The sequence below is a fragment of the Micromonospora sp. NPDC047465 genome (assembly GCF_040643125.1).
Classification (GTDB): domain Bacteria; phylum Actinomycetota; class Actinomycetes; order Mycobacteriales; family Micromonosporaceae; genus Micromonospora.
Map to the genome: position 1 here is coordinate 71,469 of NZ_JBEYTP010000009.1, position 23,348 is coordinate 94,816.

General features: G+C 71.6%; 18 protein-coding genes and 1 pseudogene. 12 read left to right on the forward strand and 7 right to left on the reverse strand.

Annotated features, from left to right (window positions below):
- Positions 1 to 282: 282 nt before the first annotated feature.
- Both ABZ793_RS11305 and ABZ793_RS11310 read right to left on the reverse strand, forming a co-directional pair.
- Positions 283 to 468: pseudogene (locus ABZ793_RS11305) on the reverse strand (hypothetical protein); the annotation flags it as partial.
- The gene (locus ABZ793_RS11310; RefSeq protein WP_357455421.1) at positions 465 to 2,135 is read right to left on the reverse strand and encodes a PspC domain-containing protein; all 1,671 of its coding nucleotides are present in this window, start codon (positions 2,133 to 2,135) and stop codon (positions 465 to 467) included. The pseudogene ABZ793_RS11305 and the gene ABZ793_RS11310, both read right to left, overlap by 4 nt.
- A gap of 172 nt (positions 2,136 to 2,307) precedes the next feature.
- On the opposite strand from ABZ793_RS11310, the gene ABZ793_RS11315 reads away from it, so the two are divergent.
- The 3 genes from ABZ793_RS11315 to ABZ793_RS11325 all read left to right on the forward strand — a co-directional run bounded on the left by ABZ793_RS11315 (position 2,308) and on the right by ABZ793_RS11325 (position 5,605).
- Positions 2,308 to 3,573, forward strand: coding sequence for a PspC domain-containing protein (locus ABZ793_RS11315; RefSeq protein WP_357455423.1), 1,266 nt, complete (start codon positions 2,308 to 2,310; stop codon positions 3,571 to 3,573).
- Positions 3,573 to 4,259, forward strand: a complete 687-nt coding sequence (locus ABZ793_RS11320; protein WP_350704013.1) for a response regulator transcription factor — start codon at positions 3,573 to 3,575, stop codon at positions 4,257 to 4,259. Before ABZ793_RS11315 ends, ABZ793_RS11320 begins: the two co-directional genes overlap by 1 nt.
- Positions 4,260 to 4,447: 188 nt before the next feature.
- Positions 4,448 to 5,605 (forward strand): Cys-Gln thioester bond-forming surface protein, encoded by a 1,158-nt coding sequence (locus ABZ793_RS11325; protein WP_357455426.1) that lies wholly within the window; start codon positions 4,448 to 4,450, stop codon positions 5,603 to 5,605.
- 76 nt (positions 5,606 to 5,681) lie between these two features.
- Here ABZ793_RS11325 and ABZ793_RS11330 read toward each other — a convergent pair whose 3' ends face one another.
- Positions 5,682 to 6,416: a PIG-L deacetylase family protein gene (locus ABZ793_RS11330; RefSeq protein ID WP_357455429.1), complete on the reverse strand. Its 735-nt coding sequence runs from the start codon at positions 6,414 to 6,416 to the stop codon at positions 5,682 to 5,684.
- 430 nt (positions 6,417 to 6,846) lie between these two features.
- Here ABZ793_RS11330 and ABZ793_RS11335 point away from each other — a divergent pair, with 430 nt between their 5' ends.
- The 5 genes from ABZ793_RS11335 to ABZ793_RS11355 all read left to right on the forward strand — a co-directional run bounded on the left by ABZ793_RS11335 (position 6,847) and on the right by ABZ793_RS11355 (position 12,671).
- A complete protein-coding gene (locus ABZ793_RS11335; RefSeq protein WP_357455432.1) occupies positions 6,847 to 8,490 on the forward strand; it encodes an ABC transporter substrate-binding protein in 1,644 nt (547 codons plus the stop codon).
- Between the two features lie 146 nt (positions 8,491 to 8,636).
- On the forward strand, positions 8,637 to 9,563 hold the full coding sequence (locus ABZ793_RS11340) for an ABC transporter permease (RefSeq protein ID WP_357455435.1): 927 nt from the start codon (positions 8,637 to 8,639) through the stop codon (positions 9,561 to 9,563).
- Between the two features lie 75 nt (positions 9,564 to 9,638).
- Entirely contained in the window at positions 9,639 to 10,616 is a 978-nt protein-coding gene (locus ABZ793_RS11345; protein ID WP_350704004.1) for an ABC transporter permease, read from the forward strand.
- Positions 10,617 to 10,642: 26 nt separating this feature from the next.
- Positions 10,643 to 11,665, forward strand: a complete 1,023-nt coding sequence (locus ABZ793_RS11350; RefSeq protein WP_350684244.1) for an ABC transporter ATP-binding protein — start codon at positions 10,643 to 10,645, stop codon at positions 11,663 to 11,665.
- Positions 11,658 to 12,671 (forward strand): dipeptide ABC transporter ATP-binding protein, encoded by a 1,014-nt coding sequence (locus ABZ793_RS11355; RefSeq protein ID WP_357455439.1) that lies wholly within the window; start codon positions 11,658 to 11,660, stop codon positions 12,669 to 12,671. Before ABZ793_RS11350 ends, ABZ793_RS11355 begins: the two co-directional genes overlap by 8 nt.
- Before the next feature lie 193 nt (positions 12,672 to 12,864).
- Here ABZ793_RS11355 and ABZ793_RS11360 read toward each other — a convergent pair whose 3' ends face one another.
- Together ABZ793_RS11360 and ABZ793_RS11365 are read right to left on the reverse strand one after the other, a co-directional pair.
- Entirely contained in the window at positions 12,865 to 13,254 is a 390-nt protein-coding gene (locus tag ABZ793_RS11360; RefSeq protein WP_350704000.1) for a chorismate mutase, read from the reverse strand.
- 266 nt (positions 13,255 to 13,520) lie between these two features.
- Positions 13,521 to 15,371 carry a bifunctional metallophosphatase/5'-nucleotidase gene (locus ABZ793_RS11365; protein WP_357455443.1) on the reverse strand — a complete coding sequence of 617 codons (1,851 nt, stop codon included), beginning with the start codon at positions 15,369 to 15,371 and terminating at the stop codon, positions 13,521 to 13,523.
- Between the two features lie 313 nt (positions 15,372 to 15,684).
- On the opposite strand from ABZ793_RS11365, the gene pcrA reads away from it, so the two are divergent.
- Positions 15,685 to 18,090, forward strand: coding sequence for a DNA helicase PcrA (gene pcrA, locus ABZ793_RS11370; RefSeq protein WP_357455446.1), 2,406 nt, complete (start codon positions 15,685 to 15,687; stop codon positions 18,088 to 18,090).
- A gap of 57 nt (positions 18,091 to 18,147) precedes the next feature.
- Here pcrA and ABZ793_RS11375 read toward each other — a convergent pair whose 3' ends face one another.
- Positions 18,148 to 18,909 carry a peptidoglycan DD-metalloendopeptidase family protein gene (locus tag ABZ793_RS11375; protein WP_357455449.1) on the reverse strand — a complete coding sequence of 254 codons (762 nt, stop codon included), beginning with the start codon at positions 18,907 to 18,909 and terminating at the stop codon, positions 18,148 to 18,150.
- A gap of 274 nt (positions 18,910 to 19,183) precedes the next feature.
- Positions 19,184 to 19,903, reverse strand: a complete 720-nt coding sequence (locus tag ABZ793_RS11380; RefSeq protein WP_350703993.1) for a M23 family metallopeptidase — start codon at positions 19,901 to 19,903, stop codon at positions 19,184 to 19,186.
- 441 nt (positions 19,904 to 20,344) lie between these two features.
- On the opposite strand from ABZ793_RS11380, the gene ABZ793_RS11385 reads away from it, so the two are divergent.
- From ABZ793_RS11385 to sucD, 3 genes are all read left to right on the forward strand, one after another.
- Entirely contained in the window at positions 20,345 to 20,749 is a 405-nt protein-coding gene (locus tag ABZ793_RS11385) for a cobalamin B12-binding domain-containing protein (protein ID WP_350684229.1), read from the forward strand.
- Between the two features lie 500 nt (positions 20,750 to 21,249).
- Positions 21,250 to 22,428: an ADP-forming succinate--CoA ligase subunit beta gene (gene sucC, locus ABZ793_RS11390; protein ID WP_350703991.1), complete on the forward strand. Its 1,179-nt coding sequence runs from the start codon at positions 21,250 to 21,252 to the stop codon at positions 22,426 to 22,428.
- A gap of 2 nt (positions 22,429 to 22,430) precedes the next feature.
- Entirely contained in the window at positions 22,431 to 23,318 is an 888-nt protein-coding gene (sucD, locus tag ABZ793_RS11395; RefSeq protein ID WP_350684227.1) for a succinate--CoA ligase subunit alpha, read from the forward strand.
- The last annotated feature ends 30 nt before the right edge of the window (positions 23,319 to 23,348 follow it).

A 23,348-nucleotide genomic window follows, 5' to 3' on the forward strand; every position in this document is an offset into this window, starting at 1 on the left:
GTCGTCCCCGGTCCGTGGGCCGGCCGTCGGCGTGCCCGACATCGGCGCGGACACCTCCCACTCGGACGGCCCGCCCCAGTCGGACCGCTGGCCCCAGTCGGACCGCCCGGTGCCCCATGCCGCCGGCTCGTCGGCCGGGGCCGGCCGGTCGAGGTCCCACCGGGTCGGGTCGACGTCGGCGGTGTGCCGGTCCGGCTCGTCACCGGCGGTTTCGGCGGCCGGCTGGGCGGAGGTGGGCCCGACGCCGTTCGGGGTGGGGGCCGCGTCCTTGCCGGTCGCGGCGGAGCGCCCGGAGCGCAGCGCGCCCACCAGGCCCAGGAGGCCGATCACGATCAGCGCGCCGGCCAGGAACCAGCCGACGGGTGGCAGGGCGAGCCCGAGCAACTTGGCGAGCAGCCACCACGCGGCGAGCCCGACGAAGATCAGCCCGAAGGCGAACGACACGATGTCGGTGCGGTGGGCCTTCACCGGATCACCTCCAGGTTGCCGGCGTTCACGTGGACGTAGAGGCGCAGCGTGCCGCCACCGGCGCCGTCGGCGCCCAGGTCGGTGGTCTCCCGGAGCGGGCCGTCCAGCCCGCCGGAGCGCTTGCCAAAGACGACCGCGTCACCGGCGTTGACGTCGGTCACCGTGGTGACGTCGACATTCGGCGGCACCACCACGGTGCACTCGCCGAAGTTGACGGAGACCGTGATCTCGGTGTTCTTCTTGTCGAAGTCGACCGCCCGCAGGTCGAGGGTCGCGTCGCCGAAGCTGTTCTCGTACCGGACGGCGAGGTCGCGGTAGTCGGTGGGGGCCCAGGTGACGTTGCCGTCGACGCCCCGGACCCGGTCGTAGGACTCGGCCACGGTGGCCATCCCGAGGGCGGCGGCGGCAACCACGCCGAGCGCGATCAGCCACCGGGCCCGCCCGAACCAGGTGCCGACCAGCAGGCCGAGCCCGATGGTGGCCAGGGTGGCGGCGAAGTACGCCGACGCCCCGACGTCGAAGACGTCCAGCAGGTCGACGACGGCGACCACGCCGAGGGCGAGGAAGATCAGCGAGAAGGTCACCGCGCCGAGCGGGGAGCGCTCACGTGGGCGCTTCGGCGGCTTCGGCGGTCGCGGCGGCAGTGGCGGCAGCGGCGGGATGCCCGCCTGGCCGGCGTACGGGCCGTGCGGGGCGAACGGGGGCCGGTAGCCCGGCGGCAGGGGCGCGGGGCGGGCCGGTGCGCCCCCCGAGGTCGCGGCGGGCCAGCCGGACGTGGGCGCGGCCGGCGGCCAGCCGGCGCTCGGCGTACCCCCGGGGACGGGGGCCGGCGCGGGCGGGGCGGCCGGCGGCCAGGCGGGCAGCTCGGCGGTCGGCTCGGCCGGCTGGCCGGTGACCGGGACGCCATCCGCGGGCGCGGCCGGCGCCGGGGCTCCGCCGGGGGCCACGGCGACGCTCGGCGGGGCCTGGTACGCGACCGGCGCGGGATAGCTGACCGGCGGCACCGGGCCGGGCGGGGCGGCCGGTGCGGGCGGGACCGGGCCGGCCGGCGTGGCCCCGGTGCCCCGGTTGTCCCGGTTGTCCCGGTTGAGCATCAGCGCCCCGCCGATCAGGATCGTGGCGCCGAGCAGCACCGCCCGGAACGCGTCGGTGACGATGTAGCCGAAGCTGATCGCGACCAGGATGCTGAGCACGATCACGGTGACCGGGGACATGCTGGACCGGCCCCGACCGAGCATCGACTCGACGGGGGAGGCGCTGTCCCCTTCGCCCGGGATGATCAGCCAGGCGGTGACATAGACCAGGATGCCGATGCCGCCGAAGAAGCCGAGCACGGCGAGGAGCACCCGCCAGAGCACCGGGTCGGTGTTGGTCGCCCGGCCGATCGCCGCGCAGACGCCGGCCAGGTAGCGGCCGTCGCGGGGGCGGACCAGCCCGTACCGGGAGGTGAAGCCGACGCCGCCGGACGGCGGCTGCGGCCCGGCGCCCGGATCAACGCCCGGCCCGGCGCCGGGCGGCGGCGTCCACCCGGCGGCGCCCGGCGCGGCCACCGGCGGCGGCGCCCCGGAGGCGGTGGACGCGGTCCCGTCGGCGGGCGTCGCGGCGGGCGGCGGTCCACCCGGCTGTGCCGCCCCGGGACGGGGGGACTGGGCAGCTTCCTCGGTCATGCCCTCGATCCTGCTGCCCCGACCGCCCGGACGACCTCAGGACCCGACCCTGACCCCACCCTGAGATCCCGGCGGTCGGAATGTCGGGGGCGTCCCCGTGGCCGGGTGGCGGCGCAGCGTGTGACGATCGAACCGGCGCCGGCAGCGGACGGTCGCCCGCCCCGTGCCCGTCGTGACCAGGGAGCCTCCGATCGACGCCGTGACCCAGCCACCTCGCCTCTACCGCGCCCCCGAGCACCGGATGGCCGCCGGGGTGGCCGCCGGCATCGCCGACCACCTCGGCATCTCCGTGCTGCGGGTGCGGGTCGCCTTCATGGTGCTGCTCGGGCTGAGCGGTCTCGGCCTGCTGCTCTACGCGGCCTTCTGGGCGGTCGTGCCGCTGCGGCCCGGCGACACCGCCGTACCGCCCCGCCGGGACGTCGCCCAGCTGCTGCCGTTCGTGGCGATCGGCCTCGGCGTGCTGCTGGTGCAGATGATGGTCTTCGACTCGGTCGGCGCGGCCGGCACCGCCGGGTGGCTGGTCGCGATCATCGCGGTCGGCGCCGGGGTGATCTGGCACCAGTCGGCCCCGGAGCGGCGGCGGCAGTGGGGCGACTCCATGCCGGTGCCGTGGCTGGGCGCGGTGGTGGAGGAGAGCGACCGGCGGGCCTTCGTGCTCCGGTTCATCGGCGGCGGGGTGCTCGTCGCGGTCGGCATCATCGGCGTCGCCGCGGTCTACTCCCCGGCGCAGAACTTCGACGCGGTGCTCAACGGCGTGATCTTCGCCATGGTCGGGCTCGCCGGGGTCGGGGTGGTGGCCGCGCCGGTGCTGTGGCGGACGTTCAACCAGCTCCGCTCGGAGCGCGAGGGGCGCATCCGCGAGCAGGAGCGGGCCGAGCTGGCCGCGATGGTGCACGACCAGGTGCTGCACACCCTGGCCCTGATCCAGCGCAACGCGGCCGACGTGAAGACGGTCCAGCGCCTCGCCCGGGGGCAGGAACGCTCCCTGCGCAACTGGCTCTACAAGCCCACCGGGTCGCCGACCGAGCGCTTCGCCGCCGCGCTGGAGCAGGCCGCCGCCGAGGTCGAGGACACCTTCGCGATCACCGTCGAGGCGGTGGTGGTCGGCGACCGGGAGACCGACGAGCGGGTCGGCGCGCTGGTCGCGGCCGGGCGCGAGGCGCTGGTGAACGCCGCCCGGCACGCCGGGGTGCAGACGGTCTCGCTGTACGCCGAGGTCGAGCCGGACCAGGTCAGTGTCTTCGTCCGGGACCGGGGGAAGGGCTTCGACCCGGATACGGTGGAGGATCACCGGCACGGCGTCCGGGGCTCGATCATCGGGCGGATGAAGCGGCACGGCGGCCGGGCGGAGATCCGGTCCGAGCCGGGGGAGGGGACCGAGGTCCGGTTGATCCTTCCGATCTCCCGGGACTCGTCCACGGCGGAAAGGGACAAGTGATGACCGAGCAGTCGATGGAACCGGTCGAGGGAGCGGGTGCCGGCGCGGAGCGGCTGCGGGTCTTCCTCGTTGACGACCACGCCATGTTCCGCGCGGGGGTCCGCGCCGAGCTGGGTGCGCACGTCGAGGTGGTGGGGGAGGCGAGCACGGTCGGCGAGGCGGTCACCCGGATCGCCGCCACGCTGCCCGACGTGGTGCTGCTCGACGTGCACATGCCGGACGGCGGCGGTCGCGCGGTGCTGGAGGCGATGCGGCGTACCCATCCGCAGGTCAAGTTCCTGGCGTTGAGCGTCTCGGACGCGGCGGAGGACGTGATCGGGCTGATCCGGGCCGGCGCGCGGGGCTACGTCACCAAGACGATCTCCCCGGAGGAGTTGGCCGCCGCGATCCGCCGGGTGGCCGACGGCGACGCCGTGTTCAGCCCCCGGCTGGCGGGGTTCGTGCTGGACGCGTTCGCGGCCCGTCCGGACGCGCCGGTGGCCGATCCGGAGCTGGACCAGCTCACCAACCGCGAGCGCGAGGTACTGCGGCTGCTCGCCCGGGGGTACGCCTACAAGGAGATCGCCAAGGAGCTCTACATCTCGATCAAGACGGTCGAGACGCACGTGTCGAACGTGCTGCGCAAGCTCCAGATGTCCAACAGGTACGAGTTGTCCCGCTGGGCGGCCGACCGTCGGCTCGTGTGATCCACCTCTTTTCCCCACCATTTCGGGCGGAAGCGACGAACCTGGCCCTCAGGGGCTGACAAACGATCAATTCCCGCCCCATAATGCCCCGTCGCGTTCTCGCGTGCGGGTGGTGCGAACCCGCGGGAACGCGGCTTCGCTCACCCGCCGTTCGGCAAGTCACCCCTGGGGAGAGGCACGCGAATCTGATGTTCGGACAACGAGGACGGCGCTGGGCGCGGATCGCCCTGGCGACCGTCGCCGGTGGTGCGCTGGCGCTCGGCTTCGCCGCGCCGGCCGCCGCCGCCGAGACGACCGGCGTGGCCAAGTCGGCGGGCGGCAGCGTCAAGCTGCTGCTCGACGGAAAGCCGAAGAGCGCCGGCGCGCTGGCGCTGAAGATCGACGGGAAGCTCGTCCCGGCCTTCTGCATCGACTACCACACCAACGTGGCGATCGACGGCAAGTACAAGGAGGGCACCTGGGACGAGTCCCAGGTGAAGAACCTCGGCAAGGTGCAGTGGGTGCTCACCCACGGCTACCCGAACGCCGACTCGGCGACGCTGCTGGCCGCCGCCGGCGCTGCCGTCCCCGAGAAGGCCGACGCCAAGAAGCTGCTCTACTTCGGCACCCAGACCGCCATCTGGCACTTCAGTGACGGGATCACCCTCGGTGACTGGGTCAAGGACAAGGGCCTGCTCGGCAAGCAGCAGTACGACGTGGTCAAGCGGGTCCACGACTACCTCGTCGCCAACGCCACCGACCAGCCCGAGCCGAAGGCCGAGCTGAGCGTCGACCCGGCCAGCGCCAAGGCCACGGTCGGCGAGAAGGCCGGCCCGTTCACGGTCAAGGGCCCGGCCGGCGACATCGCCGTCGCGGTCAGCGGCGGCTCGGCGGTCGACGCCGAGGGCAAGCCGGTCACCACGACCACCAACGGTGGGCAGTTCTGGCTGACCGCGGACGGCGCCGGCGAGGTCGAGGCGACCGTCTCCGCCAAGGGCTCGGTCTCCTTCGGCCGGGTCTTCCTCTTCACCGGCGAGAAGGCCGCGCAGAAGCTGATCCTCGGTGGCAGCACCGGTGAGACCGTGAGCGCCAAGGCCGAGGCCACCTTCGCCGCGGCCCCGACCGAGTCGCCGTCGCCGAGCGCGCCGGCCGAGTCGCCCTCGCCGAGCGCCCCGGCGGAGTCGCCGTCGCCGAGCGCCCCGGCCGAGAGCCCCGCACCGTCGACCTCCCCCGCCAGTAACGGCGGGGACCTGCCGCTGACCGGCTCCCCGACCGCCGCCGCGATCGCGGCCGGTGTGGCGCTGCTGGCCGCGGGCGCGGTCACCGTGCTGGTGGTCCGCCGTCGCAAGCTGCGCTTCACGGCCTGACCGACGTCCGTTCCGCGGCTCCGGCCCCGGCACCCGCTCCGCGCGGTGCCGGGGCCGGAGCCGTCCGGCGGTCAGGTCATCCGGTACGCAGCACGGTGAACGCCTCGGCCAGCCGGCCGGCCGGCAGCCCGGCCGCGTCGGCCGCCGTGGTGAGCTGGTCCCGAACCCAGGTCTCCACGTCCATCCGCGCGGTCTGCGAGCGGTGCGCGCGCATCGCGGCGACCTTGCGCGCGTACTGCCCGGTGACGTCGACGCTGTGGTCCGGCGCCGGGCCGCCGGCGTACCAGATCTCCCGGACCACCCACGGCTGGAGCCCCTCGGCCAGCAGCTCGGGGTGGGCGCACGGGTTGCGCGCGTCCGGGTAGACCGCGCAGGTCGTGGCCTCGCCCACGGCGAGGTGGTCGGGGTGGCCCGGCCCGGCGAGGTGTTCCCATCGGCGCAGCGGCGAGCTGGTCAGCACCCGGTCGGGCCGGTGCCGGCGGATCGCCGCGGTGACGTCCCGGCGCAGGTCGAGCGTCGGGGCGAGGGCGCCGTCGACATACCCGTCGAGGAATTCCACCTGCCGTACGCCGACCGCGGCGGCGGCCGCCCGCTGCTCCTCCTCCCGCAGCCGGGTCACCGACCCGCGCCCGGGGCCGTCGCAGCCGCCCGCCTCGCCCCGGGTGACGATCAGGTACGCGACGTCGATACCCTCCTCCACCCAGTTGGCCATTGTGCCCGCACAGCCGAAGTCGATATCGTCCGGATGGGCAAAAACTGCCAGCGCCCGGACGACGTCCGAAAGTGCGGGAGCGGACGCGGGAAAGCTCACAAGCGTCGAGCGTACGCCCGGGGTGTTGATCCCGCAGAACCGTGTCTTTCCTGCTCAGAGCAGTACGACCGGCACCGATCATGATCTTTTTTCAAGTATCGGCAACGTGGCGACCAACTAACGGCTTGATAACGGCACCTTCACGGAACGGGCCGGTAAGTGTCACAGTGGCAGCACCTCACCCCTCGAGTGAGGCACTCCGTACGGCCTGACGACCACGGCCGCCGTCTGTGAGCGGTGTTCCGTGGTGGTCTCGCGTGCGCGGTGCCGAGCCCGGCGGGCGGGGCGGCCCGGCGGATCGGTACAACATCTTGTCCCGTTTCACTGCGGTGAAACCGGCGTCCCGCGCTGCGGGCCGGCGGACGCGTCACCCCCCTTGCGTGCGTGAAACCCACGACGGAACCAGGTTAGAAAGAGGAGGCCCCTCGGAATGAGAGTCTCGAAGCGGGCAAGCAGCGCGGTCGCGCTGGGCGCGGCGTTCGCGCTCGTCGCGTCCGGTTGCTCGAGCAGCGACAGCGACGGCGGCGACGCCGGCGCCAGCGCCGACGGCGCGATCACCATCGAGGGCACCCAGCCGGAGAACGGCCTGGTCCCGTCGAACACCACCGAGACCGGTGGCGGCAAGATCATCGACTGGATGTGGACCGGTCTGGTCGAGTACCCGAACGACGGCAGCGCTCCGCGCAACGCTCTCGCCGAGTCGATCGAGACGACCGACTCCAAGGTCTACACCATCAAGATCAAGAAGGACACGAAGTTCCACGACGGCACCGTCGTCAAGGCCAAGAACTTCGTGGACGCCTGGAACTGGGGCGCCTACTCGCCGAACGGCGCGCAGAACGGCAGCTTCTTCGCCGACATCCAGGGCTTCGGGGACGTCAACACCGAGGACCCGGACGGCGCCGAGGGCCCGCAGAAGGCCCCCGAGCCCAAGGCCAAGGAGATGTCCGGCCTGAAGGTCGTCGACGACTGGACCTTCGAGGTCACCCTCGCCGCGCCGACCGCCGTGTTCCCGACCAAGCTCGGCTACAGCACCTTCATGCCGCTGCCGGACGCGTTCTTCACCCAGGGCGCCGAGGCGTTCGGCAAGAAGCCGATCGGTAACGGCCCGGTCAAGTTCGTGTCGTGGGAAGACGACGTCCAGATCAAGCTGACGCGCTTCGACGACTACACGCTGCGCGACAAGATGAAGATCAAGGACGTCACCCTCAAGATCTACCAGGATGACACGGCGGCCTACAACGACCTGCTCGCCGGCAACATCGACTTCATGCAGCAGGTCCCGGTCTCCTCGCTCGCGGGCGACAAGTGGAAGCAGGACCTGACCGACCGGGCGATCTCCTCGACCACCCCGTCGACCGGCATCATCGCCTTCCCGATCTACGACAAGCGCTTCCAGAACGCCAAGCTGCGCAAGGCGATCTCGATGTCGATCAACCGCCAGGAGATCAGCGACAAGATCTTCTTCGGCAACCGGAAGCCGGCCGACAGCTGGGCCAACCCGCTGACCCCGGGCGCCAAGCCGGGTAACTGCACCGCCTGCCAGTTCAACGTCGACGAGGCCAAGAAGCTCCTGGCCGAGGCCGGCGGCTTCACCGGCGAGCTGGTCATGTACTACAACGCCGACGCCAGCCACAAGGAGTGGATGGAGGCCGTCGCGCAGCAGGTCAAGACCAACCTGGGCATCAACGCCCGCGCCGAGGGCATGCCGACCTTCGCGGTGTTCCGTCAGAACATCAACGCCCACAAGATGAAGGGCATGTACCGCGCCGGCTGGCAGCAGGACTACCCGGACGTCGAGAACTGGGTCAACCCGCTCTACGTCAAGGGTGGCTCCTCGAACGACGGTCTGTACAGCAACCCGCAGGTCGACGCCCTGGCCAAGGAGGCCAGCTCCGCGCCGAGCCTGGAGGCCGCGCACGAGAAGTTCGCTCAGGCGGTCGCCCTCATCGACCAGGACGTTCCCACGGTTCCGATCTACTTCGGCGGCCAGCAGTCCGGCCACTCGGAGAAGGTCAAGAAGCTCGAGCTGACCAACGTCGGCGAGCTGGACCTCACCTCGGTCGAGCTCTGATCCGAACGGTCTGACCCCGGGTCGGGCTCACCTACCGGTGGGCCCGACCCGGGCCGTTCCGTGAGGGAGTGTTACAACAGTCCCTCGCCACGTCCGTCATCCCCGTGTCGGCCGTCCGACGCGCCCCCTGTCTGGAGGACCACCCCATGGGCCGTTATCTGTTGAGACGGCTGCTCCAACTCATCCCGGTCTTCATCGGAACGACGTTCCTGATCTACTGGCTGGTCTGGTCGGTGCCCGGCGACCCGTTCGCCGGCAAGTGCGGCGAACGCGCCTGCCCGGACGCCTACGTCAACATGATGACCGAGAAGTTCAAGCTGGATCAGTCCATCTGGGTGCAGTACGGCAACTACATGCAGAACCTGTTCCGGGGCGACTTCGGGCAGACGTTCGGCGGCCGGGAGATCGGCGACATCATCGCCACGTCGTACCCGAACACTTTGAAGCTGGCCCTGGTGGCTCTCGTCATCGAGGCGGTCATCGGCCTCACCGCGGGTGTGCTGACCGGCCTGCGCCGTAACGGCTTCCTGGACAACCTGGTCCTGGTCTCCAGCCTCTTCCTGATCGCGCTGCCGATCTTCGTCATCGGTTTCGTGCTCCAGTGGGTGCTCGGCGTGCAGTGGGGCGTCATCAAGCCCACCGTCTCCAGCGAGATGCGCATCTCGGAGCTGATCGTGCCCGGCTTCGTGCTGGGTAGCGCCTCGATGGCGTACATCGCCCGGGTCGCCCGGACGAGCATCGCGGAGAACCGGCGCGCCGACTACGTCCGCACCGCGATCGCCAAGGGCCTGCCGATGCGGCGGGTGGTCGGGGTGCACCTGCTGCGCAACTCCCTCATCCCGGTGGTCACCCTGCTCGGCACCGACCTCGGTGCCCTGATGGGCGGCGCGATCGTGACCGAGGGCATCTTCCAGATCAACGGGATCGGCCGCCAGGTCTTCCGCGCGATCGTCACCAAGGAGAGCGCTACGGTTGTCTCCATCGTGGTGGTCCTGGTGCTGGTCTACCTGGTCATGAACCTCGTGGTGGACCTGCTCTACGCCGCCCTGGACCCGAGGATCCGCTATGAGTGAGCGCAGCGAACGAAACTTGGTCATTGCAGCGTGCCCGGGCACCCACGCCCGGGTCGAGCGGAGCGAGGTGCCGGCATGAGCGACCCCAGTGCCGCGTCGATCGTCAGTACGCCCCCGGCCACCGCGCCGACCGAGCTGGGCGCGCCCACCAACGCGGGCCAGCCGGAGAACGCCCGCAAGGAGAAGCCGCGCGGCCTGCTCGGCGACGCCTGGCTCATCCTGCGTCGCAAGCCGCTGTTCTGGATCTCCGCGACGTTCATTGTCATCTTCCTGGTGATGACCGCCTTCCCGTCGCTGTTCAGCTCCGGCGACCCGGCGAACGGCGACCTGAAGAACAGCCTCGTCGGCCCGTCGTCGGAAGCCTGGTTCGGCTACGACTTCCAGGGGCGCGACGTCTACGCCCGGGTGATCTACGGCGCCCGCGCCTCCATCGTGGTCTCCGTGCTCTCGGTGCTCGGCGTGCTGCTGATCGGCGGCGCGATGGGCATCATGGCCGGCTACCGGGGCGGCTGGGTGGACGCACTGCTCTCCCGCGTCGCCGACGTCTTCTTCGGCCTGCCCTTCGTGCTGGGCGCCATCGTCATCCTGACCACCTTCAACGGGTCGGGCACGAGCAACAGCAAGGCCGAGATCATGGCCCTGGTGAGCATGTCCCTGGTCGTGCTGGGCTGGCCGGTCGTGATGCGGCTGATGCGCTCCTCGGTGCTGGCCACCAAGGAGGCCGACTACATCGTCGCCGCCCGGGCGCTGGGTGCCGGCACCGGCCGGATCATCCTCAAGCACCTGCTGCCGAACAGTCTCGCGCCGCTGCTGGTCTACGGGACGATCCTGGTCGGCTCGTTCATCGGCGCCGAGGCGACGCTGTCCTTCCTGGGCGTCGGCCTGAAGAGCCCGGTGGTCTCCTGGGGCATCATGATCAACGAGGCCCAGTCCCTCATCCGGGTCGCGCCGTACCTGCTCTTCTTCCCGGCCGCCTTCCTCGTCACCGCCGTGCTGAGCTTCGTGGTGCTCGGTGAGACGGTCCGCGAGGCCCTCGATCCGAAACTCCGCTAGGGGCGATTCAGTTGTCCGACATTCTCGTGTCCGAGCAGTCCGCGGCGGGTACCTCCGGTCGCCCCTCCGGCCGTCTGCTCGAGGTCGACGACCTCCGCGTGGAGTTCCGCACCCGGGACGGCGTCGCGAAGGTCATCAACGGGGTCACGTACCACGTCGACGCGGGGGAGACCCTCGCCGTGCTCGGCGAGTCCGGCTCCGGCAAGAGCGTCACCGCGCAGACCATCATGGGCATCCTGGACACGCCGCCCGGTTTCGTCACCGGCGGTCAGGTCCGCTTCCACGGCAAGGACATGCTGAAGATGTCCTTCGAGGAGCGTCGCCGCATCCGCGGTGAGGGGATCGCCATGATCTTCCAGGACGCGCTCTCCGCGCTCAACCCGGTTTTCACCGTCGGCTTCCAGATCGCCGAGCAGTTCCGGGTGCGGCGCGGCATGAGCCGTGCCGACGCCAAGAAGCGCGCGATCGAGATGCTCGACCAGGTCAAGATCCCGAACGCCAAGGGCCGGTTCAGCAACTACCCGCACCAGTTCTCGGGTGGTATGCGGCAGCGCGCCATGATCGCGATGTCGCTGGCACTGGACCCGGAGGTGCTGATCGCGGACGAGCCGACCACCGCGCTGGACGTGACGGTGCAGGCCCAGATCATGGACCTGCTCGCCGAGCTCCAGCGGGAGCGGCAGATGGGCATGATCCTGATCACCCACGACCTCGGCGTGGTCGCCGACGTCGCGGACCGGATCGCGGTCATGTACGCGGGTCGCATCGTCGAGGAAGCCAACGTGTACGACCTGTACGCCAAGCCGGCGCACCCGTACACGATCGGTCTGATCAACTCGATTCCCCGGCTGGACGAGAAGGGGCAGCAGCTCCGGACCATCAAGGGCCTTCCGCCGAACCTGATGAACATCCCGCCGGGCTGCCCGTTCAACCCGCGCTGCCCCATGGCGCAGCCGGTCTGCCGGGAGAAGGTCCCGCCGCTGCTGCAGGTGGGTGCCGGCCGGGCCAGCGCCTGCCACTTCGCCGAGGAGCTGGTGAACCGTGACTGAGAACATCCTCGAGGTCCGTGACCTGGTCAAGCACTACCCGGTGACCCGGGGTGTGGTTTTCAAGAAGACCATCGGCCAGGTCAAGGCGGTGGACGGGGTCTCCTTCGACCTCAAGGCCGGCGAGACCCTGGGTGTGGTCGGCGAGTCCGGCTGCGGCAAGTCGACCCTGGCCCGGGTCCTGATGAACCTGGAGCGGCCGACCTCCGGCAGCGTGCTCTACAAGGGCCAGGACATCTCCAAGCTCTCCGGCGGGGCGCTGCGGCGGCTGCGCCGGCAGATCCAGCTGGTGATGCAGGACCCGTACACCTCGCTGAACCCCCGGATGACGGTCGGCGACCTGATCGGCGAGCCGTTCGAGATCCACCCGGAGGTGGCGCCGAAGGGCAGCCGCCGGGGCAAGGTGAAGGAACTGCTCGACCTGGTGGGTCTGAACCCGGAGCACATCAACCGGTACCCGCACCAGTTCTCCGGCGGTCAGCGGCAGCGCATCGGCATCGCCCGGGCGCTCGCCCTGCGGCCCGAGATCATCGTCTGCGACGAGCCGGTGTCGGCCCTGGACGTATCCATCCAGGCGCAGGTGATGAACCTGCTGGAGCAGCTCCAGGGCGAGTTCGGGCTGTCCTACGTGTTCATCGCGCACGACCTGTCGGTGGTCCGGCACCTGTCGGACCGGGTCGCGGTGATGTACCTCGGCAAGATCGCGGAGATCGGCACCGAGGACGAGATCTACGAGCGGCCGACCCACCCGTACACGCAGGCACTGCTGTCGGCGGTGCCGGTGCCGGACCCGACCGTCCGCGAGAACAAGGCGATCATCCGCCTCACCGGTGACGTGCCGTCGCCGGTCAGCCCGCCCTCGGGCTGCCGGTTCCGGACCCGCTGCTGGAAGGCGCAGGACGTCTGCGCCGAGCAGGTCCCGCTGCTGGAGATCCGGCCGGGCTCGGACCACCCGAGCGCCTGCCACTTCGCCGAGAAGCGGGAGATCGTGCAGACGCACGAGGTGTGACACCCACGGAGCCGCCTGCCGACGTCACCGCGACGACGGCAGGCGGTTCCGTCGTTTCCGGGCAGGCGCGGCGGCCGGCGGCCGGGACGCGACCACCGCGCCGCACGGCCCGCAGCGGCGGCGAGAACCGGGGCCGGTAGTCGGACAAGCCCCCCGGCCGCGCCGCCCGCCCGTCGCGCCGTCCCGGTACGCCTCATAGGGGGCCGCGGCCGGCGCGGAGCAGCAGCAGCGCGAGCTGCGTGCCGTCGGCGCCGAGGGCGACCCGGAAACGCTCCAGGATCTCCCGCTCCCGGGAGAGCACGAGCCGGGTGCCGCCGGAGGCCATCCGGGTCGCCCCAACCTCCTGGGAGAGGCGGGCCCGCTCCTGCCACAGCTCGATGAGCGCCCGGTCGATCTCGTCGATCCGTTCCCGGATCTCCACGATCCGGGCGGCCGCGCCCGGCTCCGCGGTGCCGGTGCGCGCCTCCGGCTTCGCGTCGTCGGCGCCGCCAGGCGCGTCGACCTGGCCGGATGCCCCCGGGTCGGGCCGGCCCGCGCCGGGCCGCGTCAGGCTGCCGTTGGACTCCACCACGTCTGTCATCATCGGGTACCCCTCGCCGTCAGGTGCCCGGTGCCCGGATCCCGGGACGGAGAAAGCCCCGGGCTCCAGGAGCCCGGGGCTTCTCGTAGGTCTGTTGATCAGGCGCGACCCACGGCTGCCGGACTCCCGGTGCCGTAGTAAAAGTAGAAGCGCTGACCGAACACGCCGTCGAGTATGCCGACCCAGGGGCGGCGCGCGCAAGGATTCGGCCGGACACGTGGCCGGCGGCACGGTCCCGGCGCCGTCGGCGACGCCGGGACCGTGCCCGGTCAGCCGAGGCGGGTGATGCGGTCGGCCGGCCCGGGGGCGACCGGCTCGCCGGCGCCCAGGTACGCGATCAGCGCGTCGACGTCGAAGCCGGGGGCCGTGCTGCGGCCGGTGCCGGCGCGCAGCTCGGTGAAGCCGTCCCCGCCGTTGGCCAGGAAGTCGTTCGTGGTGACCCGGTAGCTGGCCGCCGGGTCGACCGGCACGCCGTCGAGCGCCAGGGTGCTCACCCGCGAGCCCGCCGGGGCGGTGGTGTCGTAGGAGTAGGTCAGCCCGACGGAGACCTGGAGGATGCGCTGGGTGGTCTGCCCGTTGAAGCCGACGAACTGCTGCTCCAGCACGTTGCGTAGCTGGGCGCCGGTGAGGGTCTGGGTGACCACCAGGTTGTTGAACGGCTGGACGGTGAACGCCTCGCCGTACGTGATCTCGCCCGGCGCCTCGCCGCCGGCGGAGGCGGCGTACGGCAGCGACGCCCGGATGCCGCCCGGGTTCATCAGCGCGATCTGCGCCCCGGCCGACCGGGTGTACGCGAGCTGCGCGTCGGCGATCACGTCACCGAGCGGGCTCTCGCCGTTGGGGCGGGCGTCGCGGACGATGTCGGCCGACACCCGGCCCACCACCCGGTTGGCGATGGGCGCCACGGCTGCCCGGTACTTGTCGGCCAGCGCCTTGGCGGCCGGGTCCACCAGGTCGGGGTTGCGCACGTACGTGCCGGGCGCGCTCTGCTGCCAGGTGCCGTCCGGGTTGCGGACGCCGTTCTCGACGACCACGTTGCGGGCGGAGATGCCGGTGAACCGGCCGGTGCGCCGGTCCAGTGAGTAGTCCACGTCGGTGATCAGCTGGCCGTTGTTGCCGGCGCTGGTGACGACGCTCTGCGCGCCGGAGGAGTTCGGCAGGGAGCAGGAGTAGAAGCGGTGCGTGTGGCCGGAGACGACCAGCCCGAACTCCGGCCGCAGGCCGCGGACGATGTCCACGATCGGGCCGGAGAAGTTCGCGCAGTCCGAGACGCCCGGGGTGGCCGGCGGCGGCGACTGCGCGCCGCCCTCGTGCACCAGCAGCACCATCGCCTTCACGCCGAAGAGCTTGAGCAGCCCGCCCCACTTGTTGGCGGTCGCCACCTCGTCGGTGAACCGCACCGAGGCGATGCCGGCCGGGTTGACGATGTCCGGGGTGCCTTCCAGGGTCACGCCGACGAAGCCGACCGGCACGCCGCCGACGAACTTCACGTCGACCGGGGGCAGGATCGGCAGCCCGGTCTTCCTGCTGACGGTGTTGGCGGCGAGGTACGTGAACTTCGCGCCGGCGAAGCCGTCCCCGTCCTGGCAGCCGTCGACCGGGTGGCAGCCGCCCTTGTTGATGCGGATCAGCTCGTCGACGCCCTCGTCGAACTCGTGGTTGCCGACCGAGCTGATCTCCAGCCCGATCTCGTCCATCAGCTCGATGGTCGGCTCGTCGTGGAAGGCGGCGCTGACCAGCGGGGTGGCGCCGATCAGGTCACCGGCCCCGACGGTGGTGGTGACCCGCCCCTCGGCGGCGGCCTCGGCGCGCAGCCGCTTCAGCCAGGTGGCGAGGTACTCCACCCCGCCGGCCGGGGTGCCGTTGACCACCGCGCCGCTGCCGCCGGGCGGGTCGATGGCGCCGTGGAAGTCGTTGTAGCTGAGGAAGTTGCCCTTGACCTCCCCGCCCGTGGGGGTGGCGTAGGAGACCGAGACGGGGGCGAGGGCGGCCCACGGGTCGTCGGCGGGGGCCGGGGCGGGCCGGGACGCGGTGGGCAGCGTGGCGACGACGGCCAACGCGAGGGCGGGCGCGGCGAGGTGACGCAGCGCCGCCCGACCGCGCGAACGCGGCTGAGTCATGGTCGTTCTCCCAGTCGTGTACGGGGGAAGGAGCCGGATTTTCACCGTCATCGTTCTTTACCCGGGCCGGCGGCACCAGACGGGACAGGGTGACATCTTCGTCTCAACCTGGCACGCCCTGCCGGGCCCGCCCGGCACGCCGCGCCGGATCGGCCCGCGCCCGGGCACCCGTCCGGTCGCTCCGGCGGTCGCTCCGGCGGTCGCTCGGGCAGGTCCGGGCCCTCGGCTCGGCCGGTCCACCGATGACGGCCCGGTCGCGCCGGGGTCCACGCGGCGGGGAAGTGTCCGCCCGGCGGCATAGACTCGCCGTGCGATGCATCCTCTCTTCGACATCCCCGTGTCCCCGCCCGCGCCGGCGCCTGCCCCGACCCCGCCGCACCGGCCGGGGTCCGCCGCCGTCCGCCTCGACCCGCAGGCCCTGGTCGAGGGCCTCAACGGGCCGCAGCGCGACGCCGTCACCCACGCCGGCTCGCCGCTGCTGATCGTGGCCGGTGCCGGTTCGGGCAAGACCCGGGTGCTCACCCACCGGATCGCCTACCTGTTGGCCGCCCGGGACGTGCACCCCGGCGAGATCATCGCGATCACCTTCACCAACAAGGCCGCCGGCGAGATGAAGGAGCGCGTCGCGCACCTCGTCGGCCCGCGTGCCCGGCTGATGTGGGTGTCGACGTTCCACTCCGCGTGCGTGCGCATCCTGCGCGCCGAGCACGAGCACGCCGGGCTGAAGTCGACCTTCTCGATCTACGACGCGGACGACTCCCGCCGGCTGATGCAGATGGTCGCCCGGGAGCTCGACCTCGACCCGAAGCGCTACCCGGCGCGCGGGCTCGCCGCCCAGGTCTCCAACCTGAAGAACGAGCTGGTCGACCCGGAGGAGTTCGCGGGTCGCGCCAAGGGCCCCAACGAGCGGGCGCTGGCGGAGGCCTACACGCTCTACCAGCGGCGGCTGCGCGAGGCGCACGCGCTCGACTTCGACGACCTGATCATGACGACGGTGCACCTGCTCCAGTCCCACCCGCACGTCGCGGAGAGCTACCGCCGGCGGTTCCGGCACGTGCTGGTCGACGAATACCAGGACACCAACCACGCCCAGTACGTGCTGATCAAGGAGCTGGTCTCGGGCACGGAGGGGGTCGAGCCGGCGGAGCTGTGCGTGGTCGGCGACGCCGACCAGTCCATCTACGCGTTCCGCGGCGCGACGATCCGCAACATCCTGGAGTTCGAGCGCGACTTCAGCGACGCCCGCACGATCCTGCTGGAGCAGAACTACCGCTCGACCCAGACGATTCTCAACGCCGCCAACGCGGTGATCGACCGCAACACCTCGCGCAAGCCGAAGCGGCTGTGGAGCGAGGCGGGCGCCGGCGAGCGGATCGTCGGCTACGTGGCGGACACCGAGCACGCCGAGGCCGACTGGGTGGCCCGGGAGATCGACCGGCTGGTCGACGCCGACGAGGCCCGCCCCGGTGACGTGGCCGTCTTCTACCGCACCAACGCCCAGTCCCGGGTCTTCGAGGAGGTGTTCATCCGGGTCGGCCTGCCCTACAAGGTGGTCGGCGGGGTGCGCTTCTACGAGCGCAAGGAGGTCCGCGACGCGTTGGCCTACCTGCGCGCGGTGGTCAACGACGACGACACGGTCAGCCTGCGCCGGATCCTCAACACCCCCCGACGGGGCATCGGCGACCGCGCCGAGGCGTGCGTGGAGGCCCTGTCCAGCCGGGACCGGATCTCCTTCGGCGCGGCGCTGCGGCGGGCGAAGGACGCGCCGGGCATCTCCACCCGGGCGGCCAACGGCATCGCGGATTTCGTCGACCTGCTCGACGGCGCCCGCGAGCTGGCCGAGACCGGCACGCCGGAGGAGGTGCTGGAGGCGCTGCTGACCCGCTCGGGATACCTCACCGAGCTGGAGGAGAGCCTCGACCCGCAGGACGCCGGTCGGGTCGACAACCTCCAGGAGCTGGTCAGCGTCGCCCGGGAGTACACGGAGCGGATCGAGGCGACCGGCGAGGAGGGGGAGCGGGCCACCGTGGCGGGCTTCCTGGAGCAGGTCGCGCTGGTCGCCGACGCCGACCAGGTGCCGACCGACGACCCGGACCACCAGGGCGTGGTCACCCTGATGACGCTGCACACCGCCAAGGGGCTGGAGTTCCCGGTCGTCTTCCTGACCGGCCTGGAGGACGGCGTCTTCCCGCACCTGCGCTCGCTCGGCGACACCCGGGAGCTGGAGGAGGAGCGCCGGCTGGCGTACGTGGGCATCACCCGGGCCCGCCAGCGCCTCTACCTCTCCCGGGCGGTGACCCGCTCGGCGTGGGGGCAGCCGTCCTACAACCCGCCGTCCCGGTTCCTGGAGGAGCTGCCGCCGGAGCTGGTCCGCTGGGAGCGCACCGAGGGGTCGTACACCTCGTGGGCCGGCGGGGGTGGCGGCGTCGGGGGCCGCGCGGACCGTGTGCCCGGCGGGCGCGGCGGCTTCAACGGCGGCACCCCCAAGGCCGCCCAGTTGGCGAAGCGGCTCGGCGTCGACGCCAGCCGGCTGACCACGGCGAGCGAGCTGCCGCAGGGGCCGAAGGTGTCCGCCGGCGACCGGGTCAACCACCAGCGCTACGGCCTGGGGCGGGTGCTCGCGGTGGAGGGGCACGGCCCGGGCGCCCGGGCACAGATCGACTTCGGTGACCAGACGATGTGGCTGGTGCTGCGGCACGCGCCGATCGACAAGCTCTGAGACGGCCACGGCCCGGCCCGGCGGTACGCCGGACCGGGCCGTCCCGGTCGGTACGGGTCAGCAGGCCACGTCGATGCCCCGGGCGCGCAGGAACGGCGCGGGGTCGATCTGGTTCCACATCTGGCCCTGGTGGACCTCGAAGTGCAGGTGCGGCCCGGTGGAGTCACCGGTGGAGCCCTCCAGGCCGATGGTCTCGCCGGCGCCCACCTTGTCGCCCACGCCCACCTTGGCGGTGCTGAGGTGGGCGTAGTGGGTCAGGTAGCCGTTGCCGTGGTCGACGACGACGGAGATGCCGTACCCGTCGCCGACGTCGCCCGCCTTGGTGACCGTGCCGCCGAAGGCGGCGCGGACCGGGGTGCCGGCGGGCAGCGCGAAGTCGATGCCGGCGTGCAGGGTGCCCCAGCGCGGGCCGTAGCAGGAGGTAATCGCGGCGCCCTTCATCGGGACGACCCAGCTCGGCTTCGGCTTGCTGGTCTTCTTCGGCGTCGGCTTGGCGGTGGTCGCCTTCGGGCTGGGCTTCGCCGACGGGCTGGCCGTCATGGGGCTCGGCGTCGGGCTGGCCGAGGGGGTGGCCGGGACGGCCGACTCGCGGGCGGACCGGTCGGCGCGGTCGGCGGCCTCGGCGCGGGCCTGCGCGTCGAGGGAGACGGCGGCCGGGACGGAGGGCTCGTCGTTGCCGGTGGCCGCGAAGGCGGCGCCGCCGAGACCGAGGCCGACCAGGGCGACCGCGGCGACGATCACTCGGGTGCGGCCGCCGGCCCGCCTCCGGTGCCGGGCGGGGGCGTCGGGGGTGTTCTCGTTCTGAATGTCTTCCTGCACGGCGGACCTTCACTGATCGAGGGGGCACTTGACCTCGAAATACTGGTGTCGGCGGCGTCGGCAGCGGGCAGGGGGATCGGGTCGGGACGGAGCGACGGTGGCCGGTTCCGTCCGTTAACTCCCTAGTTGGGGCTTTGGTAGCGATAAGTGATCATGGGTGGCCGTGGCACCGGTCACACTCGCGGCTGTGACCCAGCAGACTTTTGCCTGCCGCCGGCCGACGAAAAACCGCCCGGATCGACAGATCCGGGCGGTCAACGGTCGGTACGCAGCGTCAGGACGCGGCTGCGTCGTTGTAATATGCCTCGGTTTGTAGCTTGATGTCCACTCCGCGCTCCTGGAGCCACGGCACCGGGTCGCGCGGCTCGCCCTTGACATGGACCTCCAGGTGGAGGTGGGAGCCGTAGGAGTGGCCGGTGTTGCCGACGAGCCCGAGCTGGTCGCCCGCCTTGACCTGCTGCCCCTGCTGCACGCTCAGCGCGGAGGAGTGGCCGTAGATCGCCTCGCTGCCGTCGGCGTGCTGGACGATCACCGTGTAGCCGTAACCGCCGAACCAGCCGGCCTTGGTGACGGTGCCGGCGTGGATGGCGACGTAGGGCGTGCCCTCGGGGGCGACCAGGTCGACGCCGGTGTGCAGCTTGCCCCAGCGCATGCCGTAGGGCGTGTTGAACTCGAAGCTCTCCAGGGGGAGCCGCCAGACCTCGCGCTCGGCGGCGTCCTCGGCTCCGGCGGCGCGGGTGCTGTCGCGGGAGGCGCGGTCGGCGGCGTCGGCGCGGGCCGCGGCGTCCTGACTCAGGGTCGAGGCGGCCTTCAGCTCGTCGAGGACCGACGGGTCGACGCTCTTCGCGTCCGGCATGGCGCTCGCGCCGAGCGCGACGACACCGGCCCCGACGAGGGCGGTGGTGACGACGGCGGCGTAGCGGCTACGCGGGGGGGTGGGTACGCGGCGGCGGCCGCGATATCGATCGGGCTCAGACGACAGGCGCTGGCGCACGCACACCCTCCGTTGTCGGGGATCCGATGCGGCTTCCTCGACGTCGTGAAGCTCCGATGAACGTCGGCTGGCCGCGTCGTCACCCGTCCGTGGACCTGATGACAACCGTGGACACGGTAGCCAACCACCAGGCCCGTCACAAGCCGAAGCGCCGAATTGCTCCTGCGTTCTGTCCCTTTGCGTCCATGATTGCCCTGCCTCGTTCCCGTCGAACGGCGCCCCCGTAACTGCCCGTTCGTCGCGCAGCGTGACCGAACGGCGGAGTCGTCCGGCTTGACGGCGGTGATCATCTACGGCATGCGTACCGTCTACGGCGGCAACCTCCCCCGGGTGTCGCCGGCCGGTGTGCCGTGCGCTTCGCCGCCCGGATTTCCCGGGCCGGGCCGGGCGGGTTACCGTTCGTTCAGGTGAAGCCGCGGAGCCGGTGAAAGGGATGCGCAGATGAGCTCTCGTGTTCGGGTCGTCGTCGCCAAGCCGGGCCTGGACGGCCACGACCGTGGCGCCAAGGTCGTCGCGCGTGCCCTCCGGGACGCCGGTATGGAGGTCATCTACACCGGCCTGCACCAGACCCCGGAGCAGATCGTGGAGACCGCGATCCAGGAGGACGCCGACGCGGTCGGGCTCTCCGTGCTGTCCGGGGCGCACATGACGCTCTTCCGGCGCGTGGTGGAGCTGCTCGGTGAGCGGGACGCCCGCGACATCGTCGTCTTCGGCGGCGGCATCATCCCCGACGCGGACATCCCCGAGTTGCAGAAGCTGGGCGTCGCCAAGATCTTCACGCCGGGCGCCACCACCGCCTCGATCGTGGAGTGGGTCCGGGAGAACGTCGCGCAGCCGGTCGCCTGACCGTCGGTCAGCATCCCGGCCGAGGGCGAGGACGTGCTGTTCGCGGACCAGGGAGGTCGACGGGTCGCAGGCGACTCAGGCCGGTCGACGGGCTGACGTCGGACAGGGGGAGGGGCCGGACGCACCCCTCACACGTCCGGCCCCTCTATGCACGATGCCCCGCCGCCACCCCTCGACCGACAGGGCATCGGCCGTCTCCCGTCGCCGCGCTGCATCAGCGCTCCGACACCTGACTCAACGACGCCCCTGCGGAGGGGTTACGCAGCTCGGACAACATCGTCCGGACGGCTGACGTCGGGGCCGGAAGTCGCGGAAAGGCCGCGCGACGCCGCTGGTTGTGCATTACCGCACACCGCGCACCCGCTCGGTTGCGGCCGGTGTCCACCTCGCTAGGCTGCGCCCAATGGCCTGTTTCAACTGATGACAGGCGTCAAACTGTTTTCCATAACGCTGGTGGCGGCGCGACGGCGCGCCGCGGAGACGGGACGGGACGCGCAAACGTGGACCTGTACGAGTACCAGGGGCGGGACCTGTTCGAGCGGCACGGCTTGCCCGTGCTCGCCGGCGGCGTCGCCACGACCCCGGAGGAGGCCCGCGCGATCGCCGAACGCCTCGGCGGTCGGGTGGTCGTCAAGGCGCAGGTGAAGGTCGGCGGCCGGGGCAAGGCCGGCGGCGTGAAGCTGGCCGAGGGCGCGGATGAGACGGTGGCCCGGGCCACCGACATCCTCGGCATGGACATCAAGGGTCACACGGTCCACAAGGTCATGATCACCGTGACCGCGGACGTGGCCGAGGAGTACTACTTCTCCTACCTGCTCGACCGGGCGAACCGCACCTTCCTCTGCATCGCCAGCGTCGCGGGCGGCATGGACATCGAGCAGGTCGCCGCCGACACCCCGGAGAAGGTCGTCAAGGCCCCGATCGACGCCAACACCGGCGTCGACGAGGCGAAGGCGCGCGAGATCGTCGCCGCCGCCGGCTTCCCGGCCGAGGTCGCCGACCAGGTCGTCGAGGTCGCCGTGGGCCTGTGGAAGGCCTTCGTCGCCGAGGACGCCACGCTGGTCGAGGTGAACCCGCTGGCCAAGACCGGCGAGGGCAAGCTGCTGCTGCTCGACGCCAAGGTCACCCTGGACGAGAACGCCGGTTTCCGGCACCCGGACCACGAGGCGCTCGTCGACCAGGCCGCGGTGGACCCGCTGGAGCAGGCCGCCAAGGAGAAGGACCTCAACTACGTCAAGCTCGACGGCGAGGTCGGCATCATCGGCAACGGCGCGGGCCTGGTCATGTCGACCCTCGACGTGGTCGCGTACGCCGGCGAGCGGCACGGCGGCGTCAAGCCGGCCAACTTCCTCGACATCGGCGGCGGCGCGAGCGCCGCGGTGATGGCGAACGGGCTGGAGATCGTCCTGTCCGACCCGTCGGTGAAGAGCGTCTTCGTCAACGTCTTCGGCGGCATCACCGCCTGTGACGAGGTCGCCAACGGCATCGTGCAGGCGCTGGCCCTGCTCGAGCAGCGCGGCGAGAAGGTCACCAAGCCGCTGGTCGTCCGCCTTGACGGCAACAACGCCGAGGCCGGCCGGGCGATCCTCGACGGCGCGAACAACCCGCTGGTCCAGCGGGTGGACACGATGGATGGCGCGGCCGAGCGGGCCGCCGAGCTGGCGGCTGCGGGGGTCTGACAATGGCTATCTGGCTGACCAAGGACTCGAAGGTCATCGTCCAGGGGATGACCGGTTCCGAGGGTTCCAAGCACACCCGGCGGATGCTCGCCGCGGGCACCAACGTCGTTGGCGGCGTCAACCCGCGCAAGGCGGGCCAGACCGTCGACTTCGACGGCACCGAGCTGCCGGTCTTCGCCAGCGTCGCGGACGCGATGGCGCAGACCGGTGCCGACGTGACCGTGATCTTCGTGCCGCCGCAGTTCACCAAGGGCGCGGTCGTCGAGGCGATCGACGCCGGGATCGACCTGGCCGTGGTGATCACCGAGGGCGTGCCGGTGCACGACACCGCCGCGTTCTGGGCGTACAACGTGGCCAAGGGCGAGCGGACCCGGATCATCGGGCCGAACTGCCCGGGCATCGCCTCGCCGGGCGCCTCCAACGCCGGGATCATCCCGGCCGACATCACCGGCACCGGCCGCATCGGCCTGGTCAGCAAGAGCGGCACGCTGACCTACCAGATGATGTACGAGCTGCGCGACATCGGCTTCTCGACCTGCGTCGGCATCGGCGGTGACCCGATCATCGGCACCACCCACATCGACGCGCTGGCCGCGTTCGAGGCCGACCCGGACACCGACGCGATCGTCATGATCGGTGAGATCGGCGGCGACGCCGAGGAGCGGGCCGCCGAGTTCATCAAGGCGAACGTGACCAAGCCGGTGGTCGGCTACATCGCCGGCTTCACCGCGCCTCCCGGCAAGACCATGGGGCACGCCGGCGCGATCATCTCCGGCTCCGCCGGCACGGCCGAGGCCAAGAAGAGCGCGCTGGAGGCCGTCGGCGTCAAGGTCGGCAAGACGCCGACCGAGACCGCCAAGCTGATGCGGGAGATCATGTCCGCCGGCTGATCCAGGCTGGTGTACGACCAGGGGGCCGAC